The 20,785-nt window shown below is 61.7% G+C and carries 21 protein-coding genes and 1 tRNA gene; 8 read left to right on the top strand and 14 right to left on the bottom strand.

Translation table 11 applies throughout. The features are described 5' to 3' along the window. Positions 1–314 precede the first annotated feature (314 nt). Both QNJ86_RS11095 and QNJ86_RS11090 read right to left on the bottom strand, forming a co-directional pair. Positions 315–752, bottom strand: coding sequence for a type II toxin-antitoxin system VapC family toxin (locus QNJ86_RS11095; protein ID WP_283832694.1), 438 nt, complete (start codon positions 750–752; stop codon positions 315–317). Next, on the bottom strand, positions 749–991 hold the full coding sequence (locus tag QNJ86_RS11090; protein WP_283832693.1) for a FitA-like ribbon-helix-helix domain-containing protein: 243 nt from the start codon (positions 989–991) through the stop codon (positions 749–751). Before QNJ86_RS11090 ends, QNJ86_RS11095 begins: the two co-directional genes overlap by 4 nt. Positions 992–1,186: 195 nt before the next feature. Between QNJ86_RS11090 and QNJ86_RS11085 the strand changes: the two genes are divergently transcribed. Continuing rightward, complete coding sequence (locus QNJ86_RS11085) at positions 1,187–2,509, top strand: hemolysin family protein (protein ID WP_283832692.1); 1,323 nt, start codon at positions 1,187–1,189, stop codon at positions 2,507–2,509. A 48-nt stretch (positions 2,510–2,557) separates the two neighbouring features. Here QNJ86_RS11085 and QNJ86_RS11080 read toward each other — a convergent pair whose 3' ends face one another. Further along, positions 2,558–3,352, bottom strand: a complete 795-nt coding sequence (locus QNJ86_RS11080) for an amidohydrolase family protein (RefSeq protein ID WP_283832691.1) — start codon at positions 3,350–3,352, stop codon at positions 2,558–2,560. Positions 3,353–3,665: 313 nt separating this feature from the next. Here QNJ86_RS11080 and QNJ86_RS11075 point away from each other — a divergent pair. The 4 genes from QNJ86_RS11075 (at position 3,666) to QNJ86_RS11060 (ending at position 7,921) form a co-directional block, all read left to right on the top strand. Then, positions 3,666–3,742, top strand: a tRNA-Met gene (locus QNJ86_RS11075). Positions 3,743–4,046: 304 nt separating this feature from the next. After that, the gene (locus QNJ86_RS11070) at positions 4,047–4,550 is read left to right on the top strand and encodes a hypothetical protein (RefSeq protein ID WP_283832690.1); all 504 of its coding nucleotides are present in this window, start codon (positions 4,047–4,049) and stop codon (positions 4,548–4,550) included. A 149-nt stretch (positions 4,551–4,699) separates the two neighbouring features. Further along, positions 4,700–7,273, top strand: coding sequence for a leucine--tRNA ligase (leuS, locus tag QNJ86_RS11065; RefSeq protein ID WP_283832857.1), 2,574 nt, complete (start codon positions 4,700–4,702; stop codon positions 7,271–7,273). A 162-nt stretch (positions 7,274–7,435) separates the two neighbouring features. Then, positions 7,436–7,921 carry a helix-turn-helix domain-containing protein gene (locus QNJ86_RS11060; RefSeq protein WP_283832689.1) on the top strand — a complete coding sequence of 162 codons (486 nt, stop codon included), beginning with the start codon at positions 7,436–7,438 and terminating at the stop codon, positions 7,919–7,921. Between the two features lie 80 nt (positions 7,922–8,001). Here the strand turns inward: QNJ86_RS11060 and QNJ86_RS11055 are convergent, their stop codons facing one another. From QNJ86_RS11055 to pxpB, 6 genes are read right to left on the bottom strand one after another with little or no spacing between them, the layout of a single operon-like run. Next, positions 8,002–8,766, bottom strand: coding sequence for a LamB/YcsF family protein (locus QNJ86_RS11055; protein ID WP_283832688.1), 765 nt, complete (start codon positions 8,764–8,766; stop codon positions 8,002–8,004). 41 nt (positions 8,767–8,807) lie between these two features. Further along, on the bottom strand, positions 8,808–9,647 hold the full coding sequence (locus QNJ86_RS11050) for a putative hydro-lyase (protein WP_283832687.1): 840 nt from the start codon (positions 9,645–9,647) through the stop codon (positions 8,808–8,810). A 47-nt stretch (positions 9,648–9,694) separates the two neighbouring features. Beyond that, on the bottom strand, positions 9,695–11,044 hold the full coding sequence (gene accC, locus QNJ86_RS11045; RefSeq protein ID WP_283832686.1) for an acetyl-CoA carboxylase biotin carboxylase subunit: 1,350 nt from the start codon (positions 11,042–11,044) through the stop codon (positions 9,695–9,697). A 12-nt stretch (positions 11,045–11,056) separates the two neighbouring features. Further along, complete coding sequence (gene accB, locus QNJ86_RS11040; protein ID WP_283832685.1) at positions 11,057–11,524, bottom strand: acetyl-CoA carboxylase biotin carboxyl carrier protein; 468 nt, start codon at positions 11,522–11,524, stop codon at positions 11,057–11,059. A gap of 37 nt (positions 11,525–11,561) precedes the next feature. Further along, positions 11,562–12,707, bottom strand: a complete 1,146-nt coding sequence (locus QNJ86_RS11035; RefSeq protein WP_283832684.1) for a 5-oxoprolinase subunit C family protein — start codon at positions 12,705–12,707, stop codon at positions 11,562–11,564. Position 12,708: 1 nt separating this feature from the next. Next, on the bottom strand, positions 12,709–13,437 hold the full coding sequence (pxpB, locus tag QNJ86_RS11030) for a 5-oxoprolinase subunit PxpB (RefSeq protein ID WP_283832683.1): 729 nt from the start codon (positions 13,435–13,437) through the stop codon (positions 12,709–12,711). 131 nt (positions 13,438–13,568) lie between these two features. Here pxpB and QNJ86_RS11025 point away from each other — a divergent pair, with 131 nt between their 5' ends. Then, on the top strand, positions 13,569–14,282 hold the full coding sequence (locus tag QNJ86_RS11025; protein WP_283832682.1) for a sulfite exporter TauE/SafE family protein: 714 nt from the start codon (positions 13,569–13,571) through the stop codon (positions 14,280–14,282). A 135-nt stretch (positions 14,283–14,417) separates the two neighbouring features. Further along, positions 14,418–14,861, top strand: coding sequence for a universal stress protein (locus QNJ86_RS11020; protein ID WP_283832681.1), 444 nt, complete (start codon positions 14,418–14,420; stop codon positions 14,859–14,861). A 146-nt stretch (positions 14,862–15,007) separates the two neighbouring features. On the opposite strand, the gene QNJ86_RS11015 is transcribed toward QNJ86_RS11020, so the two are convergent. The 4 genes from QNJ86_RS11015 to QNJ86_RS11000 are packed head-to-tail and all read right to left on the bottom strand — an operon-like array spanning position 15,008 to position 18,223. Next, positions 15,008–15,985 carry a 4Fe-4S binding protein gene (locus tag QNJ86_RS11015; protein ID WP_283832680.1) on the bottom strand — a complete coding sequence of 326 codons (978 nt, stop codon included), beginning with the start codon at positions 15,983–15,985 and terminating at the stop codon, positions 15,008–15,010. A gap of 8 nt (positions 15,986–15,993) precedes the next feature. Further along, positions 15,994–16,662: a 4Fe-4S dicluster domain-containing protein gene (locus QNJ86_RS11010; RefSeq protein ID WP_283832679.1), complete on the bottom strand. Its 669-nt coding sequence runs from the start codon at positions 16,660–16,662 to the stop codon at positions 15,994–15,996. After that, complete coding sequence (locus QNJ86_RS11005; protein ID WP_283832678.1) at positions 16,646–17,422, bottom strand: TorD/DmsD family molecular chaperone; 777 nt, start codon at positions 17,420–17,422, stop codon at positions 16,646–16,648. Before QNJ86_RS11005 ends, QNJ86_RS11010 begins: the two co-directional genes overlap by 17 nt. Before the next feature lie 12 nt (positions 17,423–17,434). Beyond that, positions 17,435–18,223: a hypothetical protein gene (locus tag QNJ86_RS11000; protein WP_283832677.1), complete on the bottom strand. Its 789-nt coding sequence runs from the start codon at positions 18,221–18,223 to the stop codon at positions 17,435–17,437. A gap of 292 nt (positions 18,224–18,515) precedes the next feature. Here QNJ86_RS11000 and QNJ86_RS10995 point away from each other — a divergent pair, with 292 nt between their 5' ends. Then, a complete protein-coding gene (locus QNJ86_RS10995) occupies positions 18,516–19,712 on the top strand; it encodes a 4Fe-4S binding protein (protein WP_283832676.1) in 1,197 nt (398 codons plus the stop codon). Here the strand turns inward: QNJ86_RS10995 and QNJ86_RS10990 are convergent. Further along, positions 19,709–20,683 carry a LysR family transcriptional regulator gene (locus QNJ86_RS10990; RefSeq protein WP_283832675.1) on the bottom strand — a complete coding sequence of 325 codons (975 nt, stop codon included), beginning with the start codon at positions 20,681–20,683 and terminating at the stop codon, positions 19,709–19,711. The two genes, QNJ86_RS10995 and QNJ86_RS10990, sit on opposite strands and share 4 nt — an antisense overlap. Positions 20,684–20,785: the final 102 nt, after the last annotated feature.

The following is a 20,785-nucleotide window of genomic DNA, read 5'->3' as shown; positions in this document are numbered from 1 at the left end:
GGTTAGCGGCTGGGTTGACCGAACGGGCAGGTTGACGCACATAACGTCCTGATCGACGGGGGTCGTGGTTCCGCCGCGACTCCCGTCGCAGTTCCGGCAAACACAGCGGCAGCTACCGCGCCTTCTCCAACCGTGGCGCCTGCAAAGCGACGCAAACAAACAGTCCTCCCATTGCGGCCAGCGTTGCCAGTGTGATAAGTACTCTCTTCATGCCAGGCTCCTTCCCTCAAGACGGTATCTCAGTACGCCCAACACCCTACCGCCCCCACCTTGTAGGAACCTTGCAAAGGCCTTTACCCACCATGACATTCCTGTCACGTTCGTGCGCAGCTTGCTTCGTATTCAAACGGATTCACGAGTTCTATTCCCAAGTAGTCGAAATCTTTAACATTCCGCGTGGCGAGGACAGCGTCGTTGCGTTGGCAGATGGCCGCTATCATGAGGTCTTCAATAGTGGGCGTGCGCCCGCTTGCGATAGCCTGTTCATGCAGGCCAGCGCACAGGTAGCCGCTGTACGCATCAAAGGCAAAGGTCTTGTTCGAGCAATCCATAACAATAGCAGTCATGGTATCTTTGAGGCGCGCCTTTCGCTTTCCCTCCGGAAGGCGAAGCATGCCGTAGTACAGCTCTTTGATGGTGATGGCGGTAAGGTAGATGTCTCCTTCGTGGTCTTGGAACCAGTCGATCACGTTGTCCGCCGGGTCGCGCTTCATCAGTTCAGACACCACATTGGTGTCGGCGACGTACCTCATTGCCAGTCCTTAGTGTCAAGCGAACGGGCGGGGTGACGTTGAGGCTGTTCGACCTCAATGCCGTCAACTGCCTGCGCAGCCGAGCGAAGGAGCGAGGTCCATTCTCGCGACTCGGACCTCAGGGCGTTTTCCAAGATGGCACGCGCTTCAGCCTGCTGAGAACGGCCGTTTCGTGCAGCGCGCGCCCTGAGCGCATTTTTATCGCGGGGCGCTAAATTGCGGATAAGAAGGTCGGACATGGCGGCTCCTTTCCGATGCTGCTTGAAGCCAAGTGATAGCAGTGATATCACTTGGAGCATACCACCCGGTGCGTGGCGCAACAAGGGCTTACTTGTGGAAACCTGCGGGTTTTGGGTGACGGTTGGGCGAATGGTTGGGGGGATGCCGTACGATTACGAAGCGAATAGTCATATAAAGGAGGACCATCCGCAATTATGCACCCAGCACTCAGTTTGCTACTTGTTCTGTTTTTCCTGCTCATGAATGCTTTCTTCGTGGTCGCCGAATTCTCGCTCGTGCGCGTGCGAAAGTCCCAGGTGGAAATTGCCCTCGATGAGGGCAAGGGCGGCGCGAAGTACGCCAAGCTCATCGCCGACAACGTGAACGCCTATCTTTCGGCTTGTCAGCTGGGTATTACGCTGGCCTCGCTGGCTTTAGGCTGGCTGGGAGAGCCGGCGGTGTCGGCACTCATTTCGCCAGCGCTCGAGGCGCTTGGGCTTCCCGAGGCAGCCATTCATGCTATTGCCGTGGCCGTGGGCTTCATTATTATTACGGCGCTGCACATTGTGGTGGGGGAACTCATTCCCAAGTCGCTTGCCATTTTCTCCACCGAGCGTTGGGCCCTGTTCAGCGCCACGCCGCTCGTGTGGTTCTACCGCATTACGTATCCCATCATGTGGTTGTTCAACTCCATCACGAACGGCGTCATGAAGCTGCTTGGGCACGATGTGGCCGACGAGCACGAGGTGTACACCGACGAGGAAATTAAGCTGCTCATCGACGAGAGCACCGAAAGCGGTCTCATCGATCCGGATCAAAACGAGTACGTGGACAACATCTTCGACCTAGGCGACAAGGACGCCGAGGCCATCATGACGCCGCGCACCGACGTCATCTGTCTGGACTTGGACGACACGCTGGAAGAGAATCTGCAGCTCATCACGTGCTACAAGTACACGCGCTATCCGGTGTGCCGCGGCAGCAAAGACCGTATTGTGGGCTTCGTGCACGTGAAAGATCTGTACACGCTGCCGCCCGACAGCACCATCGACGATTTGCACGTGCGGACGATCCAGGCGGTGCCCGAGGGCATTCCCATTGCAAAGCTGCTGCAAATTTTGCAGGCGAAGCATACGAAAATTGCCGTGGTCATTGACGAGCACGGCGGCACGTCGGGCATTGTCACTATGAGCGACATCATGGAGCAGATTGTCGGCCGCATCGACGACGAGTACGCGCACAGCAGCGAGACGAAGAACCTCGTGCAGCTGGACGACGGCAGCTATCTGGTGGATGGCTCCATGCCCATTGACGAGGTGGAGGAACTTATCGGCTTCCAGCCGCAGGAATCGTCCGAGTGCGAAACGGCCGGTGGCCTGCTGCTTTCGCTGTTCGACCGCATCCCCGACGAAGGCGACTCAGTGTCGGTGGCGGAGGATGGTCACGTGGCCACGTTCACCGTGGTTGATATGGACCGCCATCGCATCGACAAGATTCGCGTGGTGGTGGTGCGCCCGGCTGACCAGCTGGAGAGCTAGTTCTCGCGCGAGGCGAGGCGCTTGCTGCGTGCGCGCGGTGCCTCGCGCTTATTCCGATACCGGCGCGCCCAGGAAGCGCTCAGCGTTCTTCCAGAGCATCTTCTCCAACTCGTCGTCCGAGAAGCCGAGCGAGGTGAACGTGTCGAACTCTCGCGCCGGATCCCACATAGGGAAGTCTGAGCCGAACATCACGCGGTCGACGCCCCAGAGGTTCACCAGTTCACGCGTGCGGCGATTGCCGAGGAAAGGCATGGAGCTGGATACGTCGATGAAGACGTTTTCGTCGTGCAGCACGTCGTAACCAATTTCCGGGATGGACCAGCCGCCGAAGTGCGCCGCGTCCACCACGAGGTTGGGGAACGTGTGCAGGATGTTTTTCAGCCGGCGCGGGTGTGAGAAATCGGTGCGGTAGTCGCCCGTGTGTACGATGAGCGGCAGGCGACCTGCGATCATTTCGTAGATGCGCATGAGCCGCGGGTCGTCCATATTGACCTTTTGCGTGTCGGGATGCAGCTTTATGCCCACAAGGCCCAGGTCAAGGGCGCGTTCGATTTCTGCTTCGGGGTTTTCGAGGTCTTGGTGCATGGCCATGAACCCGATGAATTCCGGATGCTCGCGGCACTGCTCCGCGATGAAGTCGTTGATGCTGGCCACGGCGCTGGGCTTGGTGGCCACGGAGTGCACGACGAAGTGTGTGATGGGCGAGCGTTCCTGCGAGTCCAACAAGTGCGCCGCCGTACCCTCGCCATACATGTCCACCAGGTAAAAGTCCCCGACGGCCCCAACCGCACGGTCCGCAATTTTCTCCGGATAAATATGAGCATGCACATCAATGACGTTCATGGTTGTTCCTCGCTATCCGTAAGGCGCACCGAATGCGCCCCGTGTAAGTCCGCGTCCGATTGTACTGCAATCCGTGTGAGGGTGCAGACGGAATACATCAACCTATTGCTTGCGGTGGCGGTATGCAGGCGGAATCGTGCAGGAGGGCGCCGATATGTCCAGAAGGGCGCGAGAAAGCCCCTCATGGCGCCCCATACATGGTGGTTTTGTGTAGGAACAAGAAAGCATTTGCCCCTTGGCGGTTACAAGAGTAGTATTCAATCTTGCCGCTTTTCCTGTTTGGTAGTACCGGCAGGAGGGGTAGGCGCAAAGGTGCGGGGTGGAGCAGTCTGGTAGCTCGCCGGGCTCATAACCCGGAGGTCGTTGGTTCAAATCCAGCCCCCGCGACCATTAACTCCAGGCCAGGACATATGTCCTGGCCTTTTTGATGTTTTGTTGCCATATCATCGCCATTCTACCGCCAAAAGCTTGTTCGCATGTGAGATTCACATTCTCGTGGCGTGTGAGTGGGTTGGGGAAGGCGGATGGCGGTGCCTCGTCTCATGATCACGCATCGGAACTAATACTTATTAAATAAGTCATAACTACGTTCCTTTTGGCTTCAAGGCATAGTAGAATCTCAGTAATGCATACGTTGTCGACATCGGCATGATGCAGGAGCACTGTGAGACCGCGAGTAGAGAAGAGGAACATCATGAGCGCGAAAGCTAACGTAGCAGTTGAGCAGCTGTCTTCTCCCTGGTTTGCGTGGCAGCATCGCCTGGCAGCCTTGTTTGGGCGGGATCCGCAGGTGCAGGTAGGCGAAGTGGATGAGTCGGACGACGAAACTCATACCATGACTATAACGGTCGAGGATGAAAACAAGGCTTCGGCACTGAAAGCCCTGCTAGAAACTGAACTCGTTTTTGGCAATGTGAAGATGGTGATTACCATTCTGGGCCCGCAGGGCGAACCGGAGCCCATGGTCGATGAAGAGCTGGCCGTGCTGGAGGCCGCCCTTCAGGGCAACCCTCTGTTCGTCAGAACCCTCGAAGAACAGCATGGGATAATGCTCTCGTTCTACTGCATCATGGCTGCAACCATCGTGCAGTTCTGGGACGACAACGTCAACGACTACCAGGGAAATGTCACGATCCTTCCGGCCGATCTGGCCGAAGCCGTGCTCAACACCGAGTTGGCGCACTACTGCACAGAATAACCTCAGCGTGTACAGCGTCTGCGAAATGGTGATCTGACGCTTCGCGAGCGCGCGAATATCACTATAATAGGGAACATTCGCGAATCGAGCCCCCCCGCGCGGACGCGCGCGGGTGGGCGCTCACCTGACGAGGACAGATAACCATGACCATGAAACCTTACAATCCGCATGAGATTGAGCCCCGTTGGCAGAAGCAGTGGGCCGACACCGATCTGTACAAAGTGACCGAGGACGCCTCCAAGCCGAAGAAGTACGTGCTGGAAATGTTCCCGTACCCCTCGGGCGACATCCACATGGGGCACGTGCGCAACTACACCATCGGCGACGTCATCGCGCGCTACTCCAAAATGCGCGGCTTCGACGTGCTGCATCCCATGGGCTGGGACGCGTTCGGCCTGCCCGCGGAAAACGCCGCCATCAAGCACAACAGCCACCCGGCGAAGTGGACGTACGCCAACATCGACACGCAGAAGGCGTCGTTCAAGCGTATGGGCTTCTCGTACGACTGGGACCGCACCGTGGTGGCGTGCGACCCGGAGTACTACCGCTGGGGTCAGTGGATTTTCCTGCAGTTCTGGAAGCGCGGCCTAGTGGAACGCCGAAATTCGCCGGTGAACTGGTGCCCGAACTGCGCTACGGTGCTTGCGAATGAGCAGGTGACCGAGGGCCAGTGCTGGCGCTGCCACGGTGAAGTGGAAAAGCGTGACCTCACGCAGTGGTACTTCAAGATTACCGATTACGCGCAGGAATTGCTGGATGACCTGGATCAGCTGGAAGGCTGGCCCGAGCGCGTCAAGCAGATGCAGGCAAACTGGATCGGCCGCAGCGAGGGCGCCGAGGTGGACTTCGTGCTGTGCGACCTTGACGGCGAAGTGCCGGCGAATCCCACCGAGGCCGACACCATTACCGTGTTCACTACGCGCCCCGACACGCTGTTCGGCTGCTCGTTCTTCCTGCTGGCTCCCGAGTACCCAGGCCTCATGGACCTGGTAGAAGGCACCGAATACGAAAACGCCGTGCGCGACGTGGTGGAGCAGGCCTCCAAGGTGAGCGCCGTCGAGCGAGCCCAGGGCGATCGCGAGAAGCACGGCGCGTTCACCGGCCGCTATATGGTGAACCCCATTAACGGCGAGAAGGTGCCCGTGTGGGTGGCCGACTACATCGTGAGCGACTACGGTACCGGCGCGGTCATGGCCGTGCCCTGCGGCGACCAGCGCGACTTCGAGTTCGCGCGCAAGTACGACCTGCCTATCATTCCCATCATCTTGGGCGAAGATGACCCGCTGTATCCCCAGCTCAACGGCGTGCAAGAGCGCGTTGTGACCACGGTTGACTGGGATCACGCCTACGACGCGGAGGGCGTGCTCGTGCAGTCCGGGAAGTACACCGGCATGACGGGTGGCAAGCACAGCCCGGCCGTGGATGCCATTATCGGTGACCTCGAGGCCGCTGGTAAGGGCCGCAAAAAGGTGGAATTCCGCCTGCGCGACTGGCTCATCAGCCGCCAGCGCTACTGGGGCAACCCCATCCCGGCCATCCACTGCCCGGAGTGCGGCCTGGTGCCCGTGCCCGAAAGCGACCTGCCGGTGCGCCTGCCCGAGGACATTGACCTGGCCGCGGGCGAAACGCTGGCCACGCACGAGGCGTTCGTGAACACCACGTGCCCCGTGTGCGGCGGCCCGGCGAAGCGCGAGACGGACACCATGGACACCTTCACGTGCTCCAGCTGGTACTACCTGCGCTACACCGACCCGCACAACACAAATCTGCCGTTCGCGCCCGAAAAAGCGAACCGCTGGCTGCCGGTTGACCAGTACATCGGCGGCATCGAACACGCCATCCTGCACCTTCTGTACAGCCGCTTCTTCACGAAAGTGCTGCGTGACCTGGGTCAGGTGGATTTCGACGAGCCCTTCGCAAACCTGCTCTGCCAAGGCATGGTGAAGGACGAAAACGGCGAAACCATGAGCAAGTCGAAGGGCAACGTCATTGCGCCCGAAGACATGATCGCCGAGTACGGCGCCGATGCCGTGCGCGCGTACATCCTGTTCATGGCCCCGCCCGACAAGGACTTGCTGTGGGACGAGGGCGGCCTTGCCGGCATCTACAAGTTCATGAACCGCGCGTGGCGCATCGTGAACGACCTCGTGGGTAAGGCCGACGACGAGACGCTCTACCAGGAAGGCGCCACCGAGGAGCAGGGCATCGAAGCGCTGAAGACGCTTGTGCGTGAGCGCCATCGCGTGGCGGGCAAGGTGGTCGACGATTTCGACCGCAACAATTTCAACACCGCTATTGCCGCCATCATGGAGTTGACGAACGCTGCAAGCGACTACCTGCGCAAGTGCTCGCCGGAAGAGCGCGCCGCCTGCGAGGGTTCCCGCTCCATCGACCCGGAGGTGGCTGAGGTCATCGTGAAACTGATGGCTCCCATCGCGCCGCACTGGGCCGAGGAGCTGTGGCACGACGTGCTGGGCCGCGAAGGCTCCGTGCATACCCAGCCGTGGCCGGAGTTCGACCCCGAGCAAGCCAAAGCCGACGAGGTGGAACTGGCCGTACAGGTGAACGGCAAGGTGAAAGCCAAGATCATGGTGGACGCCGACGCCCCCGAGGACGATATCAAGTCCACCGCCCTCGCCGCCGCCGAAGCCGCCCTCGCCGGCAAGGACGTCAAGAAGGTCGTCGTCGTCCCCGGCCGCCTGGTGAACATCGTCGCCAAGTAACAGCATTGCAAACCCAACGCCCTACAAAGGCGGCCCGGACCTTTCCCGAGCCGCCTTTTCTCTACCCAAACCACCACCGTTCCCCCGCAAACAGGCAAGAAATCACGCCAGCAAAATATAATCCCCAAGTCTTTGCCTATATCGGACGGGGGGATTAGTCCGATGGCGTACACTGGCGGCATGATGGATACGGTGGAGCGGCGAACAAACCTGGGGGAGCGTATACGGATGCTTCGCAAGCAGCGAGGCCTTTCTCAGGTGCGCTTATCGCAGGACGTTGCAATGGGCCGGGCGTACCTCAGCCGCGTGGAAAGCGGCACACGCAATGTTGGGTTTGACATGCTGTGCAGGATTGCCGATGGACTTCAGGTGAGCGTTGACCTGCTGCTGAGTGACCAGCCACTGCCCGACCAACTTCCACGCATCGACGACGCTCCCAGCATTGAACAGCGCAGCAAGCAACTGGGCGCGAACATCCTCGCACTACGTCTGGCGCAGGACATGACCCAGCAACACCTCTCCGAGAAAACGCACGTCGAGCGCTCGTATCTCGCCAAAGTTGAGAAAGCCCAGCGCAACGCCAGTTTCGACATCCTCTGCAAGCTGGCCGACGGCCTCGGCGTCAAACCCAGCGACCTCGCAAGCTAAGCTGTCACCAAGCACCGCGCCAACTCGCCAGCGTGAGTCACGGCGCTGCTAGCCACACTCAATCCCAGCTCAAAAGCCCACTATTCCGCGCGGACAGGTTTGATGACTATGCCGTCTTCTTCCAAGGCTTGGCGGATGCGGCGGACGAACGCAAGGGCGGTGGGGGAGTCGCCGTGCACGCAGATGGTGTCGGGGTGCAGGTCAACCAGCTTGCCGGTGACGGACAGGATGGCGCCGTCGCGGATGGCATTCTTCACGCGCTCGATGGCCACCTCTTCGTCGCGGATGAGCGCGGCGGGGTCGTTGCGGCTGACCAGACGTCCCTCGTCGGTGTAGTTGCGGTCGGTGAAGAATTCCTCAGCCGTGACCAAGCCCAGCTTGCGGCCCTCGTCGATAAGCGCACTATTCGCCAGGCCCACCAACACCAGGCGGTCGTCCACATCGCGCACGGCTTGCGCCAGGGCGGCGGCCAATTCGGCATCCACGGCGGCGTGGTTGTACAGCTGGCCGTGGGGCTTCACGTGTGAAAGCGGCACGCCCGACGCGGCGCAGAACGCCTGCAGCGCTCCTATCTGGTACAACATGTATGAGTACGCCTCATCGGGCGACAGGTGCATATCGCGCCGACCAAAGCCTTGCAGGTCGGGGTACCCGGGGTGCGCGCCAATGGCAATGCCCGCGTCGGCCGCCAGTCGCACGGTATCGCGCATGACCAGCGGATCCCCCGCATGCTGCCCGCACGCCACGTTCGCGCTGGAAACCAGCGGGATTATCTCATTGTCCATCCCCAGCGTGTAGCGCCCAAAACTCTCGCCCAAGTCGCTGTTAAGGTCGATTCTATACATAGCAGGCTCCTCGGCTTCCTGTCGCGTAATCCGAATAAAAGTTATTCCTTCAGGTCAATGTTCTTCGTGTCGGTAATGAGCATGCAGCCGGGGGCGTGAGTGATGGCGAAGGGGGGCTTGCTGTTCATCACGATGGACTGAGGGGTAACGCCGCAGGCCCAGAACACGGGGACTTCGCCCTCGTGGATGTCCACCGGGTCGCCGAACTCGGGGTGCGCAAGGTCGCGCACGCCAATGGCGGACGGGTCGCCAATGTGGATGGGCGCGCCGTGCACCTTCGGTATGGCGCCGGAGATCTGCACCGCCTTCACCACCTGGTCATGCGGGATGGGGCGCATGGACATCACCATCTTGCCGGACATGCTGCCGGCCGGCACGCAGTCCACGCCGGTCAGGTACATGGACACGTTGCGGCCCTGTGTGTTGTGGCGCATCTCAATGCCGGCCTCAATAAGCTCACTCTCGAACGAGAACGAGCAGCCAATCACGAATGACACCAGGTCATCGCGCCAATAGTCCGCGACGTTCTCCACTTCGGCCACCAGTTCGCCGTGCTCGTAGATGCGGTAGCGCGGGAAATCGGTGGCAATGTCGCAGTCGGTGGCACAGAGCGTCGCCTCACGCGCGCCCACCTCGGTCACTTCCAGCAGCGGGCACGGCTTGGGGTTGCGCTGCGCAAACAGCAGAAAGTCGTAGGCTTGCTCGCGCGGCAGCACAATGAGGTTCGCCTGCGCATACCCGGGGCAAAGCCCGCTGGTCGGGGCCGCGAACGCACCCGTGCGAATAAGCCGCCGCGCCTCCACGGGTGATGCGGACAGCATCTGCGTCCACACCTCATCGGCAACGCCCTCAGGCTTGGTAGGAACCGGCGTATTCAACATGGCGTACCCCTTTCACGTACGAAAACCTGGTAATTCGAAGGCGGCCGCTACACCTCGCCCTTTAGGAACCGCTCAATAAAGCTGGTGTCGGCAAGGCCGGCGGCGAAGGTTTCGTTTTCCATGATGGCGTACTGGAAGTCGAGGTTCGTCTTCACGCCCACCACCACCATCTCTTCCAGGGCGGTGCGCATCTTCGCGATGGCCTCGGTGCGGTCGCCGCCGTGTACTATTACCTTGGCAATCATTGAATCGTAGTAGGGCGTGATCTCGTAGCCGTCGTAAGCGGCGGTGTCCACGCGCACGCCGTTGCCGCCGGGCAGGTGCATCTGTAGGATAGTGCCCGGTGAGGGCAAAAATCCGCGCTCGGGCTGCTCGGCGTTCACGCGACACTCGATGGCGTGGCCGCGGTAGGTGATGTCCTCCTGTGTGAACGTGAGCGGGTCGCCCGCCGCCACGCGAATCATCTCCTGCACGAGGTCGGTGCCCGTCACCATCTCGGTCACGGGGTGCTCCACCTGAATGCGCGTGTTCATTTCCATGAAGTAGTAATTCAGCTGGTCGTCCAGCAGAAACTCAATAGTGCCAGCCGAGGTATAGCCCACGGCCTGGGTCGCGCGCACGGCGGCATCCAGCATTTCGGCGCGCACCTGCTCGGTCAGCACGGGCGAGGGGCTTTCCTCAATCATCTTCTGGTGGTTGCGCTGCACGGAACAGTCACGCTCGCCAAGCGCCACCACGGTGCCGTACGTGTCGGCAATAACCTGCACTTCCACGTGGCGCGGGTTCATCACGCAGCGCTCCAGATACATGGTGTTGTCGCCGAACGCGCCCACGCTTTCGCGCTGCGCAATGCTGAACTGCTCGGCGAAGTCGCGCTCGTCCAGGCTCACGCGCATGCCCTTACCGCCGCCGCCCGAAGACGCCTTAATCATGATGGGCCAGCCAATCTCGCGCGCCAACGCCAGCGCCTCTTCGGGGTGATGCACCGGGTCTTTTGTGCCGGGCACCACGGGCACGCCCGCTTCCATCATGGTTTTGCGTGCCTGGCTCTTGTTGCCCATGCGGTCGATGACCTCGGGAGCAGGTCCAATGAACACAATATCGTTCTCGCGGCACAGCTTCGCGAACGTGGAGTTTTCGGACAGAAAGCCGTAGCCGGGGTGAATGGCCTGCGCGCCCGTGCCCTTCGCGGCCGACAGGATGGCGGCAATGTTGAGGTAAGAATCGCGCGCAGCTGGCGGCCCGATGCACACGCTTTCGTCAGCCAAATACACATGCAGCGAATGCTTGTCGGCCGTGGAGTACACGGCCACGGTTTTGATGCCCATCGCGCGGCACGCGCGGATAATGCGCACGGCTATTTCGCCGCGGTTCGCTATGAGAATCTTGTCGAACATGGCGCGACCCGCCTAGCGCGCTTCGGCGGTGGCGATGCGGAACAGCGGCTGGTCGTACTCCACCTGGGCTCCGTTGGCGGCCAGCACCTCCACCACCACGCCAGGCGCTGGTGCGGTGATCTCGTTCATCATCTTCATGGCCTCCACAATGGCCAGCGTCTGACCGGACAGCACCTCCTGGCCCACCTTGACGAACGGATCCTCGTCGGGGCTCGGCGCAAGGTAGAACATGCCTACCATGGGGCTGCGCACGATGAGGGCGTCCTCGTCCACGTCTTCCAGCGCGGCGGCTTCGTGGCTTTCGGTTTTGCCGGCCAGAAGCGCGCTCACGCGGTCGGCCATAAGCGGTAGTGCAGAAGACGACAGCGGCCCGTGATTGCGCTCCAGCTCAATTTTTTGGGTGCCGTCGTCCACGCGCAGGGCGGTGAGCTCGGCCTTGTCCATGATGGCGATCAGTTCTTCGATGGCTTTCGTGTCCATGTCGCTTATTCCTCGCATTCTTATCCGGTCGAGCCGATTACTCGGTGGGTCGCTGAGCGGCGGTTTCGTACGACGCGCTTGTCAAATCGTTGCGTCGTCCCACTCGTTCGTCTCGGTTCGCGCGGTCAATCCACAATGTGTCGGCCTGCATGCGCTGGGCCTGGGCCTCCAGGATGGGTGCCAAGCGGCGGGCTGTCCGTCGGGGCGAAATGCCGTCGGCGCTGGGGCGGCGCACCTTCAGCATGAGCTGATCCATCTGGCGCGCTTCGGCCCTCAGTAGGCGCTGCGCCTCCTGTACCGACACACGCTCGAAGCGTACGCGGCTTCCCGGCGGGCGCTGCACCAACTTCGGAATATCAACCGTCGCAATGGTGCCTATCTTTGCATAACCGCCGGTAGTTTGGCGGTCGGCCAGCATGATGATGGGGCGTCCGTGAGAGGGCACCTGCACCGCGCCGAACGCAATGCCGTCGGAAATGATGTCCGACCCGTGCCGCGTCTCAATTTCCGGCCCGTCCAGACGATAGCCCATACGGTCGCACTTCGTGGTGGCAGTGTACGCTTGGGTGTAAAACGTTTCGACGCCCGCCTCGGTGAACATTTCTTCCTGAGGCCCGGGCACCACGCGCACCACAATTTCGTCCTTGCCAAAGCCGTAATACGGGTCGCCCTCAATGCGGTGCGAGCCCAGGTTGGGCAGGAAATCCACACCCTTCGTGGCGAAGGGGAGGTAGTCGCCCGCGGCGAGCGCACGACCCTTCCACCCGCCCAGCTCACATTTGAGGTTGGTCGAGCGGCTTCCCATGACCTCGGGCACGCGGATGCTACCGCCCGCGATGGCCAGGTAGCCGTAGCAGCCCGTCTTCGACGCGCCGAAGCGCAGGATGGAGCCGCGGCGCACCATGAGCGCCGTGTACAGGGGCACCGGCTTGCCGTCGATAGTGGGCGAGAAGTCGCCGCCCGTAATGGCCACAAACGTGTTCGTGGTGAAGCGCAGCGTGGGGCCTGCCAGGGCAAACTCCAGCACGGGCGCGTTGGGGTCGTTCTCCACCAGCAGGTTGGCTATGGCGAAGGCGCGGTGATCCATCACGCCGTTGGTGGCGAAGCCGCTGCCCTGGTAGCCGAAGCGGCCCTTGTCCTGGACGGTGGTGATGACGCCCGGTTTCTTCACGACGAGACCCATGTTACTCGCCCTCCACGAAGGTGGTGTACTCGTAGGTGCCGGCCGCCAGCTGCGCCTCGATGGCCGCGTATTCGTCGGCCGAGATGGGGGTGAAGCGCAGGTACTCGCCCGCCGCGTACAGGATGGGTTCTTCGCGGTCGGGGTCGTACGGGCGCAGCGGTGTGCGGCCAATGATCTGCCAGCCGCCGGGCGAGGCCAGCGGGTAGATGCCGGTCTGCGCGCCGCCAATGCCCACACTGCCTGGTTCGATGCGCGTGCGCGGCACGGCCAGACGCGGCGTGTGCAGCCTCTCGTCCAGCCCACCCAGGTAGGCGAAGCCGGGCAGGAAGCCCAGCATATCAATAAGGTAGTCGTGTGCGGAGTGCAGCCGCATCACTTCGCTTTCGTCGAGGCCCGCATGAGCGGCCACGGCAGGCAAATCGGGGCCGAAATCGCCGCCGTAACACACGGGAATCTGCACGATTTTGCGCACGCTGAGATCGGCTTCGCCCACATCGCGCAGCTTTCCGCGCAGGCGTGTTGCCAGTTCATCAAACGAGATGGTGAGCGGGTTGTAATACACCATAAGTGAGCAGAAAGTGGGGACGAGTTCCGTGATGCCCTCAATAGGGTCGTCCGTCAGATTTTCCGCAGCCAGGCGAATTTTTGCGCTCGTCTCAGGTGAGATGGTGTGCGCAAACTCCAGGTTGAGTGCCGAATCGCCGGCGATGGTTATGGTGAATCCCGCCATATGCCTCCGTCCCGCTCGTTGTCGTTGTGGGTTTCGCGCGGGCCGTCCGCCCGCCTGCCGCGACGCGTCAGCGACGCCCCGCTTCGAATGCTACACTGAACGATGTTCGTTAGAGAAGGATTGTATCACATATGCAAAAAGCACTGTTCCTTGCCGCGTTCTTCTTCGCCTATACCATACAGGCCATCACGGGATTCGCCGGCAACATCTTCGCCATGCCGGTGGGCACGAACCTGCTTGGCCTTGAAAGCTCGGTGGCCATTCTGAACGCCATGGGCTTTTTCGCGTGCGGGCTTTTGGCGCTGATGAACATCAAGCACGTGAACTGGCGCGAGCTAGGCAAAATTGTGGGCACCATGCTGCCGTTTGTGCTGGTGGGCATATGGCTTGACACGGTGCTGCCGCTGCATGTGCTCTTGCGCATATACGGCGTGGTCATTGTGGCGGTGGGTTTGAAGAACCTGCTGTCGAAGCGTCAGAAGTTTCTGCCCGAGTGGGCGCTGTGGGTCATATTGGCGCTGGCCGGGCTCATACAGGGCATGTTTGTGTCGGGCGGCGCGCTGCTGGTGATTTACGCCGTGCAGAAAATCAAGGACAAGCAGCAGTTCCGCACGACGCTCTCCATGGTGTGGGCCATCTTGAACCTTATTTATGCGCTGATCGCGCTCAGCCAAGGCCACTTCACCGGCGAGGTAGTGCAGGTCGTGCTCATGTGCGTGCCGCTCGCCGTGCTAGCCACCTTCATAGGTAACCGCCTCCAGCGCCGCATCAGCCAAGAGAAGTTCCTGAAACTCACGTACGTGTTACTACTGTTCGTAGGCGCAATGCTACTCATCACAAGCTAAACACGCGAGGGGAACCCGACGGGAATCGCGGGGGAATCAGGCGTGGGGTTCGTGGGGCTGCGGTACAATGGGGGAAGGTAGTGTGCGGCTGGCGTGAGGGCGGCTAGGGGCCTTCATTGACGGAAGAGGTGTGCCATGACACAGAAGTACACACGCATTTTCGCAGCGCTTGACGGGGCTTCGACGCAGGAGGCGGTGGCTGACCGCGCTCTTTCGCTTGCGGCCGACAATGGGGCGCATCTTTTGTTTGGGCATGTAGTTGACTCGGTTCCTAATGAGATGAACGGGGCCGATTACCAGGCCTTATGCGCCGAACGTCTGAAGCTTCTTGAGCAGGAGCTTGCTCCCACGCTCGCCCGTGCGCGTGAAGACGCACGCATCCCCTCGGTTGACGTGCGTGTAGCTGCCGGGCGCGTGGCCGACACACTCATGGAGGAACTTGCGCAACCCTTCAACCCCGACCTCGTGGTGTGCGGCGAGCGCGGCCTGTCCAACATCAAGTACGCCTTCGTGGGCAGTGTGTCCACGTTCCTTATCAGAAACATGCGCTGCGACGTGCTGGTGGTGAAGCAGGACTAGCTTCCTGCGCTCCGCCGCCCGCCGAGTGCGCCGCTCCCGCCGGGTGCGTCACGCGCCGCTCCCGGCCCTCCCACAAACGCCGACGCGCCGCCTGCGGAGGTGCGGGCGGCGCGTCATGGGGAGGGAGGGATGTGGTCGAAGCCGCTTTAGCGTTGCTGAGCGACCTCGTCCACGCTGTCAAGCGCGGGCGTTCCTTCCGAGGAACGTTTGCGCGGCAGCAGCGGGAGGGAAATGGCGTGCGCGGGGCAGGCCTCAACACACGCGCGGCACTTCGTGCACTCGCTCCAGTTGGCACCCAGCTCAGGATGCCGCGGATCGATGCCCTCGGTGCACACGGTGGCGCACGTTCCACACGTGGCGCCCTTGGAGGTTTCCAGACACGCGCTCTCATCCACCGCCGGGCGGAACGTGCGGTTTGCCTTGCCAATAAGGCTCATGAAGGCCGAAAGCGGGCACAACTTCGAGCACCACTTGCGGAAAAATACCACTTCCACCAGCAGTAATGCGGGAATAACCACCACTGACCACGTCACGTCGCCGTTCGAGAACAGCAGCATGACCAACAAAATAGTAGCGAAGGTAAGTCCGATAGGGCACACAAGGCAGAATACGGGGAAGCCAAAGATGGCCGCCGAAAGCAGCGCGCCGCCCAGCACGAAGTGGCGCGAATCCACCGCACCGCGCTTCTCGCGGCACGAGGCGCAGCCGGAGCCCTTCGACAGGAGCGCCTTCTCGCTCGCGGACAGGGGAGCCACTGCGGCGTCACTCGTCGTCGCAGTGGCAGCCCCCACCGCGCCACCCGCGTCCTCACCCGAACCGGTAGTTTTTCCCTTGCTGAACAACCCGCGCAGTTTCGACACGATGGGCACGGGGCACACCCAGGCGCAAAACGCCCGGCCGAGTACGACGATGGCTGCCACGGCAATGACCAGCGATATCACCGCTTGCGGTACGATGGACTTTGATGCCAGCATGGCGGCCAAAGCGCCCAGCGGGCACAGCAGCGACACGTCGGCCCAGCCGATGGCCGAAAGCGTTCCCACGCCGGTGTTCAGGTAAAACCCCACCGCGATAACCGCCATGACGGCGAGTGGAATAACAACGCGCAGCGTTTTTGCTTTCATGGTGTTCCTCACCGCCCTTCTTCGTACGGCTCAATAACGATGGCCCGTCGGTTCGTTCCCTGCGAGATTGATCCGTTTTGCAGCGACACGCACACGCTTTCGCACGCGCCGCAGCCGTTGCAGGGGTCCTCAATGACGTAAGGGCGATTGGCCTCGTCAAGCCCCATGGCTTCATAGGGGCACGCGTCGTAGCAGAACCGGCACCCGGTTAGTTTGTAGGCCAGGCACAAATCCCGATTTAGCACGGCCTTGCCCAAGATGGTGGTTTCCGGCGTGGCGTCCACCGGCAGTTTCAGCGCCTCGGTGGGGCACACCTTCACGCACAACGGCTCGCCGCCGTTCGCCTCTTTACACCAGTCGCACCACGACTGGGAAAACTTCAGCGTGGGAGTGCGCATTCCCAGAATGCCGTCTTCAATGTGCGCCGGTTGAATGATGTCGTGCGGACATATTTCGAAGCACTTCTCGCAGCGGATGCAGGCCGACATCAGGTGTTCCTCGTCCTGACCTCCCGGCGGTCGAACGAGTGGCGTGCTGCCCACAAACGTGAGGCCGCCCAGTCCCAGCATGACGGCAGCGCCGCCCACACCCAGGCAGAGCGTCCTGCGCGTCATGCCTGCATACGTCTTCTCGCTTGCGCGCTCGGCAGGGCGCTCGTTGTTATGCTCCGGCTCCATCCGGGCTCACCTCCGTCGCCTCGTCGCAGTGGCATTCGTCCTCGTCATCGGCCAGTACCTCGTCGAAGAAGGCGCGCTCGGCTTCCAGATACCCTTCCGCCAGCGAAGCGAGGCCACGGTAGAAGTCGGTCTTGGCGAACGTGCGCATGTCGGCGGCCAGCTGGGGAACCCAGGGCGTGAGGTGCGCGCGCAAGAATTCTTCCTGTGCGGACAACAGCTCCACGGCCCCTTCCTCATCGGCGGCCTCAAGGCGCTCCGCCGCGCGGTTGGCCATGACCTGCATGTACTCCAGCTCAAGCGCCAGATGATCTTCGCCGTCGTGCCACGAATCCTGCTTGGCCAGCCCGGCTGCGCGGTAGATGGCGAGCACCTGGTCGCGCGCCTCCTGCATGAGCAGGCGCTTCTCGGAGGTGTACACGCTCTCGTAAGGGTAGGCCGCCGAGTGCGCGGAAAGCCCCTTCGCCACAATGCCATTGCCAATGAACGTGCGCGTGTAGTCCACGGCCAGGTCAAGCACCGTGCTCTCGCGCGACCCGCTCAAATAGCGGGCGATGAGGCGATACCCCTCGTCCAGGTTCTCAGTGCCCGTGGAGGCGGGGAAGCGCATCTGCTCCAACTCACCGAGGTACGCCTCGTCCACCTCCACGCGGAACAGGCGCGAAAGGAAACCGTAGGCCGCCGCGCGCTGACGGCATGCTGCGGCAAGGTCGTGCAGAAGATCGGATTCGGCCACAGGTGCGGCACTCGTAGGTTCAGTCATGGAAGTTGCCTTTCAGTTGGTGTGCGTGGGTTGGTCGGTTTCGACGAGCAGGGCCAAGCCTTCGCGCCCCACTTCGGTGATATGCCAGGTCTTGTTCCACTGGAGAGCCCCACACTTGTCAAGCAGGTCAACGAAGTACGAGGCGTAGAAGCGCGGCTCCTGCACCAGGGGGTCATCGTCTACTGCCTCGCCCAGTGCGGGTACGGTAGCGCCTTCCTCGGTTGCGCACAGTTCAAGAATGCGCTGGAAAATGGGGAGGTAGCGCGCCTCGGTGACGAACAGGTCGCGCATGCGGCGCGCGGGATTGTCGGCGTCAAGCACGTCCTTGCCGACAGAGGTGGTCACCCACGAGAGTTCGGGCGCCTTGGCAGCCTCCAGGTATTCGATGCCGTCCACCACGATGGTTCGCGGCTCAGCCGGGGCCGCGGGATCTGCACCTTCGGGCACAATGCGCTCAAGGGCGCCTGCCTTTTCCAGGTGGGTGCAGAGGCTCGCGCTCGAGAACACGGAGAAGTCGCCGGCGCGCAACTCGTCAACAAACGCGTCAACCTCAGAAGCGGTGTGGGGTTCAACGCACAGCGACAGAATGCCCAGCAGCGTGGCGCGGTGCGGGGCCATGCGCGCGAACAAATCGTGCGTGCGCTCTTCGGCCGTACGCTCGTCGCGAATGACGACGGGCGGCGCATCGGGTTCCGGTACCGGTTCTGCGTCGGTTGGGTTTTCGGTGGGAGTAAGATCTTCGAAATCGTCATCGAAATCGAATTCGATGGGGGGATTATAAGGTGAAGTGTCGCGTTCCATGAAAGGCCTCTCAGACAATGTTGCGTTCAGATGTCGTGCATGCGCACGCTAAGCCTCACCCCTGAGACTCATCTTTTGCAACATTGTCCGCATGGCAAAGCCTCCACGCGGTTTCCCCGCGGCGCATTATAGGCCAGCCCGCCCCGAGTGTAAAGCCTGTTGTCATCCTGAGCGAAGGCGCGAAGCGCCTACGCTCAGGATGACAAGGGGCATTCCTCCCGTGCCCTCTTCCCCTTCCAAGAAAAACCGCTATACTCATGCGCTGCAAGGGGGTAGACGAGAAAGGGCGCTTATGCCATCCGCATACACCATGTTCGGTCTACTCGAAAAAATTGATAGTCCTTACATCACGGTCCATCGCGACCGCTGCGTTGCCGTACGCAACCGCAATGCCACCTGCGCACGCTGCGCCACTGCCTGCGTATCCGGGTGCCTCTCCATCAAAGACGGCGCATTTGCCGTGGCTCCCGAGAAGTGCATCGGGTGCGGAACCTGCGCCACCGTGTGCCCCACCTGCGCACTTGAGACGCGTCACCCCGAGGACAAGGAACTCTACCGCCAGTGTATGGATGCCCTGCGGGAACACGACGGGCACGTGGTCATCGCGTGCGACAAGATGCTTGCCGCGGCTGAGGGCCGCTTCGACCCGGCGAAAGTTGTGGGCGTCACCTGCCTGGGGCGCGTGGAGGAAAGCCTCATTGCTATGCTGGCCGCCAACGGCGCGCAGCGTGTCACGCTTGTGCAAGCTCAGTGCCCCACCTGCGACTATGCTGCCAGCATCGATACGGCGCGCGCGGTGTGCGCGTCGGCCAACACGCTGCTTGAAGCGTGGGGGAGCAGCACGCGGGCCGACGTCGTGGAGAAGCTGCCGGCCTCGCTGCGCCTCGATCAGCCGCTGGGCTACGACGCTCGCCGTCGCGAAACGCTTGCGCACCTGCGCGATGAGGCGGCGCGCATCGCCGGCATTGCGGCGGTGGCTGCCGTGGCGGGGGAGGCGGTCGCTCCCGGCGAGGACGAACTGCTCACACAGCAGCGCTATACGAAGGTGAACGAGCAGGGCGTGTTGCCGCAGTTTGTGCCTGGACGCCGCAAGCGCCTGGTCAAAGCGCTGGAAAGTCACGGTGCGCCGCAGGCAAGCTCCGTGGTCACGCGCCTGTGGGGTCAGGTGACCGTCGATGCCGACCGGTGCACCTCGTGCCGCATGTGCGCGACGTTCTGCCCGACGGGTGCCCTGCGCACCTGCGACAACAATGGTGTGTGGGGCTTGGAGCATCGTCCCGGCTTGTGCGTGAAGTGTGGCTGCTGCGTGGATGTGTGCCCGAAGGATGCCCTCAGTCTGGCCGACGAAGTGCCTGCGGAAAGCCTCGTGGCGGATACGTGGACGCGCTTCAATCTGAAGCCGCCCGCGGCGGTGCCCAATCAGCCTCATTCCATCAAAAACGCCCTGCAGGAACTGCTCGGCAGCACCAACATCAACGACCGCTGTTAGAGCGCGGCCTCGGCGGCTCCGGCGGCTCCGGCTCCTTCGGCAGCCCCAGCCGCCCCACCCGCGGCCCGAAACTTCTCAGACTCCTCGCGCAGCGCGTCGACGAACCGCTGCGTCGCCTCGGTGCGCGGAGAGCTGCGAAACACCACATAAAAGGGGAACTGCGCGTCCGCTTCCTCAAAGCGCAAGACGCGATGGGAGCTGTACGACATCTGCTGCTTCTGCAGCGATTCCTCCACCATCAAAATGCTGTCACCCACATCTATCAGGGGAAACTCCTGCATCGTTTGCAAGCGCACCGATTCGTACAGCGGCCGCGAGCCGTGGCGCTCCAACAGGGTGTGCGCCAGTTTCGCGCCGGCAATGAAGTACGACCCGGCAGGTGCCAGCATCTTTTGGCGGTTGAGATCCTTCAGCGAAAGCGTGTCCTTCTTCGCCAAAGGGTGGTCGGGGTCCATGATGGCCACCAGGGGGTCATCGAACAGGTGAAGGCGCTCCACGCCGGGTGGCAGTGGGTCGTCGGGGTCCAAAATGGTGAACGCCACGTCCACTTCGCCCGATGCCACCAGGTCGCAAAACGGGCGGTCGCTCGCGTTGTTGTACACGAGGTGCAGGTGCTCGTCGGTGCTTTTCAGCGTGCGCGCGATGGCGTTAATGAATCCCACAATATTTATGTTGAGGTACAACCCACCCACTGACAAGGGCGGATGCGCCTTCTTCATCTCGGCGATGCGGCGCAGCGCGTGGTCGTGTGCCTCAATGATGGAAAGCGCCTCTTCAAACAGCACGCTCCCCTCGGGCGTGAGGCGCACCTGCACGCTCGATCGCGCCAACAGTTCCGCGCCGCACTCCTTCTCCAGCGCGAGCACGTGCTTGCTCAAGGCAGACTGAGAGATGTTGAGCGTGCGGGCGGCCTTGCTGAAATTCAGGCACTGCGCCAACTCAACGAACTCCTCCAAATGCGAAAGCTGCATAGTGCCGTCCCCTCCCCTGGGATTGAAATCGCATAAAGCTATTCCGTTGTGGAATAGCAGGCTGCCATTTAATCGCTTCTGCATGCTTCATGCGCTCAGTAC

Origin of the sequence: Gordonibacter faecis (genome assembly GCF_030077735.1) — a bacterium.
GTDB lineage: Bacteria > Actinomycetota > Coriobacteriia > Coriobacteriales > Eggerthellaceae > Gordonibacter > Gordonibacter faecis.
This window is presented reverse-complemented; position numbering and strand designations above follow the sequence as displayed.

Bases quoted from the DNA above. Each gene is read 5' to 3' on its own strand.
- QNJ86_RS11095 (WP_283832694.1), bottom strand. From the start codon at position 752: ATGAGGTACGTCGCCGACACCAATGTGGTGTCTGAACTGATGAAGCGC.
- QNJ86_RS11090 (WP_283832693.1), bottom strand. From the start codon at position 991: ATGTCCGACCTTCTTATCCGCAATTTAGCGCCCCGCGATAAAAATGCG.
- QNJ86_RS11085 (WP_283832692.1), top strand. From the start codon at position 1,187: ATGCACCCAGCACTCAGTTTGCTACTTGTTCTGTTTTTCCTGCTCATG.
- QNJ86_RS11080 (WP_283832691.1), bottom strand. From the start codon at position 3,352: ATGAACGTCATTGATGTGCATGCTCATATTTATCCGGAGAAAATTGCG.
- QNJ86_RS11070 (WP_283832690.1), top strand. From the start codon at position 4,047: ATGAGCGCGAAAGCTAACGTAGCAGTTGAGCAGCTGTCTTCTCCCTGG.
- leuS (WP_283832857.1), top strand. From the start codon at position 4,700: ATGAAACCTTACAATCCGCATGAGATTGAGCCCCGTTGGCAGAAGCAG.
- QNJ86_RS11060 (WP_283832689.1), top strand. From the start codon at position 7,436: ATGGCGTACACTGGCGGCATGATGGATACGGTGGAGCGGCGAACAAAC.
- QNJ86_RS11055 (WP_283832688.1), bottom strand. From the start codon at position 8,766: ATGTATAGAATCGACCTTAACAGCGACTTGGGCGAGAGTTTTGGGCGC.
- QNJ86_RS11050 (WP_283832687.1), bottom strand. From the start codon at position 9,647: ATGTTGAATACGCCGGTTCCTACCAAGCCTGAGGGCGTTGCCGATGAG.
- accC (WP_283832686.1), bottom strand. From the start codon at position 11,044: ATGTTCGACAAGATTCTCATAGCGAACCGCGGCGAAATAGCCGTGCGC.
- accB (WP_283832685.1), bottom strand. From the start codon at position 11,524: ATGGACACGAAAGCCATCGAAGAACTGATCGCCATCATGGACAAGGCC.
- QNJ86_RS11035 (WP_283832684.1), bottom strand. From the start codon at position 12,707: ATGGGTCTCGTCGTGAAGAAACCGGGCGTCATCACCACCGTCCAGGAC.
- pxpB (WP_283832683.1), bottom strand. From the start codon at position 13,437: ATGGCGGGATTCACCATAACCATCGCCGGCGATTCGGCACTCAACCTG.
- QNJ86_RS11025 (WP_283832682.1), top strand. From the start codon at position 13,569: ATGCAAAAAGCACTGTTCCTTGCCGCGTTCTTCTTCGCCTATACCATA.
- QNJ86_RS11020 (WP_283832681.1), top strand. From the start codon at position 14,418: ATGACACAGAAGTACACACGCATTTTCGCAGCGCTTGACGGGGCTTCG.
- QNJ86_RS11015 (WP_283832680.1), bottom strand. From the start codon at position 15,985: ATGAAAGCAAAAACGCTGCGCGTTGTTATTCCACTCGCCGTCATGGCG.
- QNJ86_RS11010 (WP_283832679.1), bottom strand. From the start codon at position 16,662: ATGGAGCCGGAGCATAACAACGAGCGCCCTGCCGAGCGCGCAAGCGAG.
- QNJ86_RS11005 (WP_283832678.1), bottom strand. From the start codon at position 17,422: ATGACTGAACCTACGAGTGCCGCACCTGTGGCCGAATCCGATCTTCTG.
- QNJ86_RS11000 (WP_283832677.1), bottom strand. From the start codon at position 18,223: ATGGAACGCGACACTTCACCTTATAATCCCCCCATCGAATTCGATTTC.
- QNJ86_RS10995 (WP_283832676.1), top strand. From the start codon at position 18,516: ATGCCATCCGCATACACCATGTTCGGTCTACTCGAAAAAATTGATAGT.
- QNJ86_RS10990 (WP_283832675.1), bottom strand. From the start codon at position 20,683: ATGCAGCTTTCGCATTTGGAGGAGTTCGTTGAGTTGGCGCAGTGCCTG.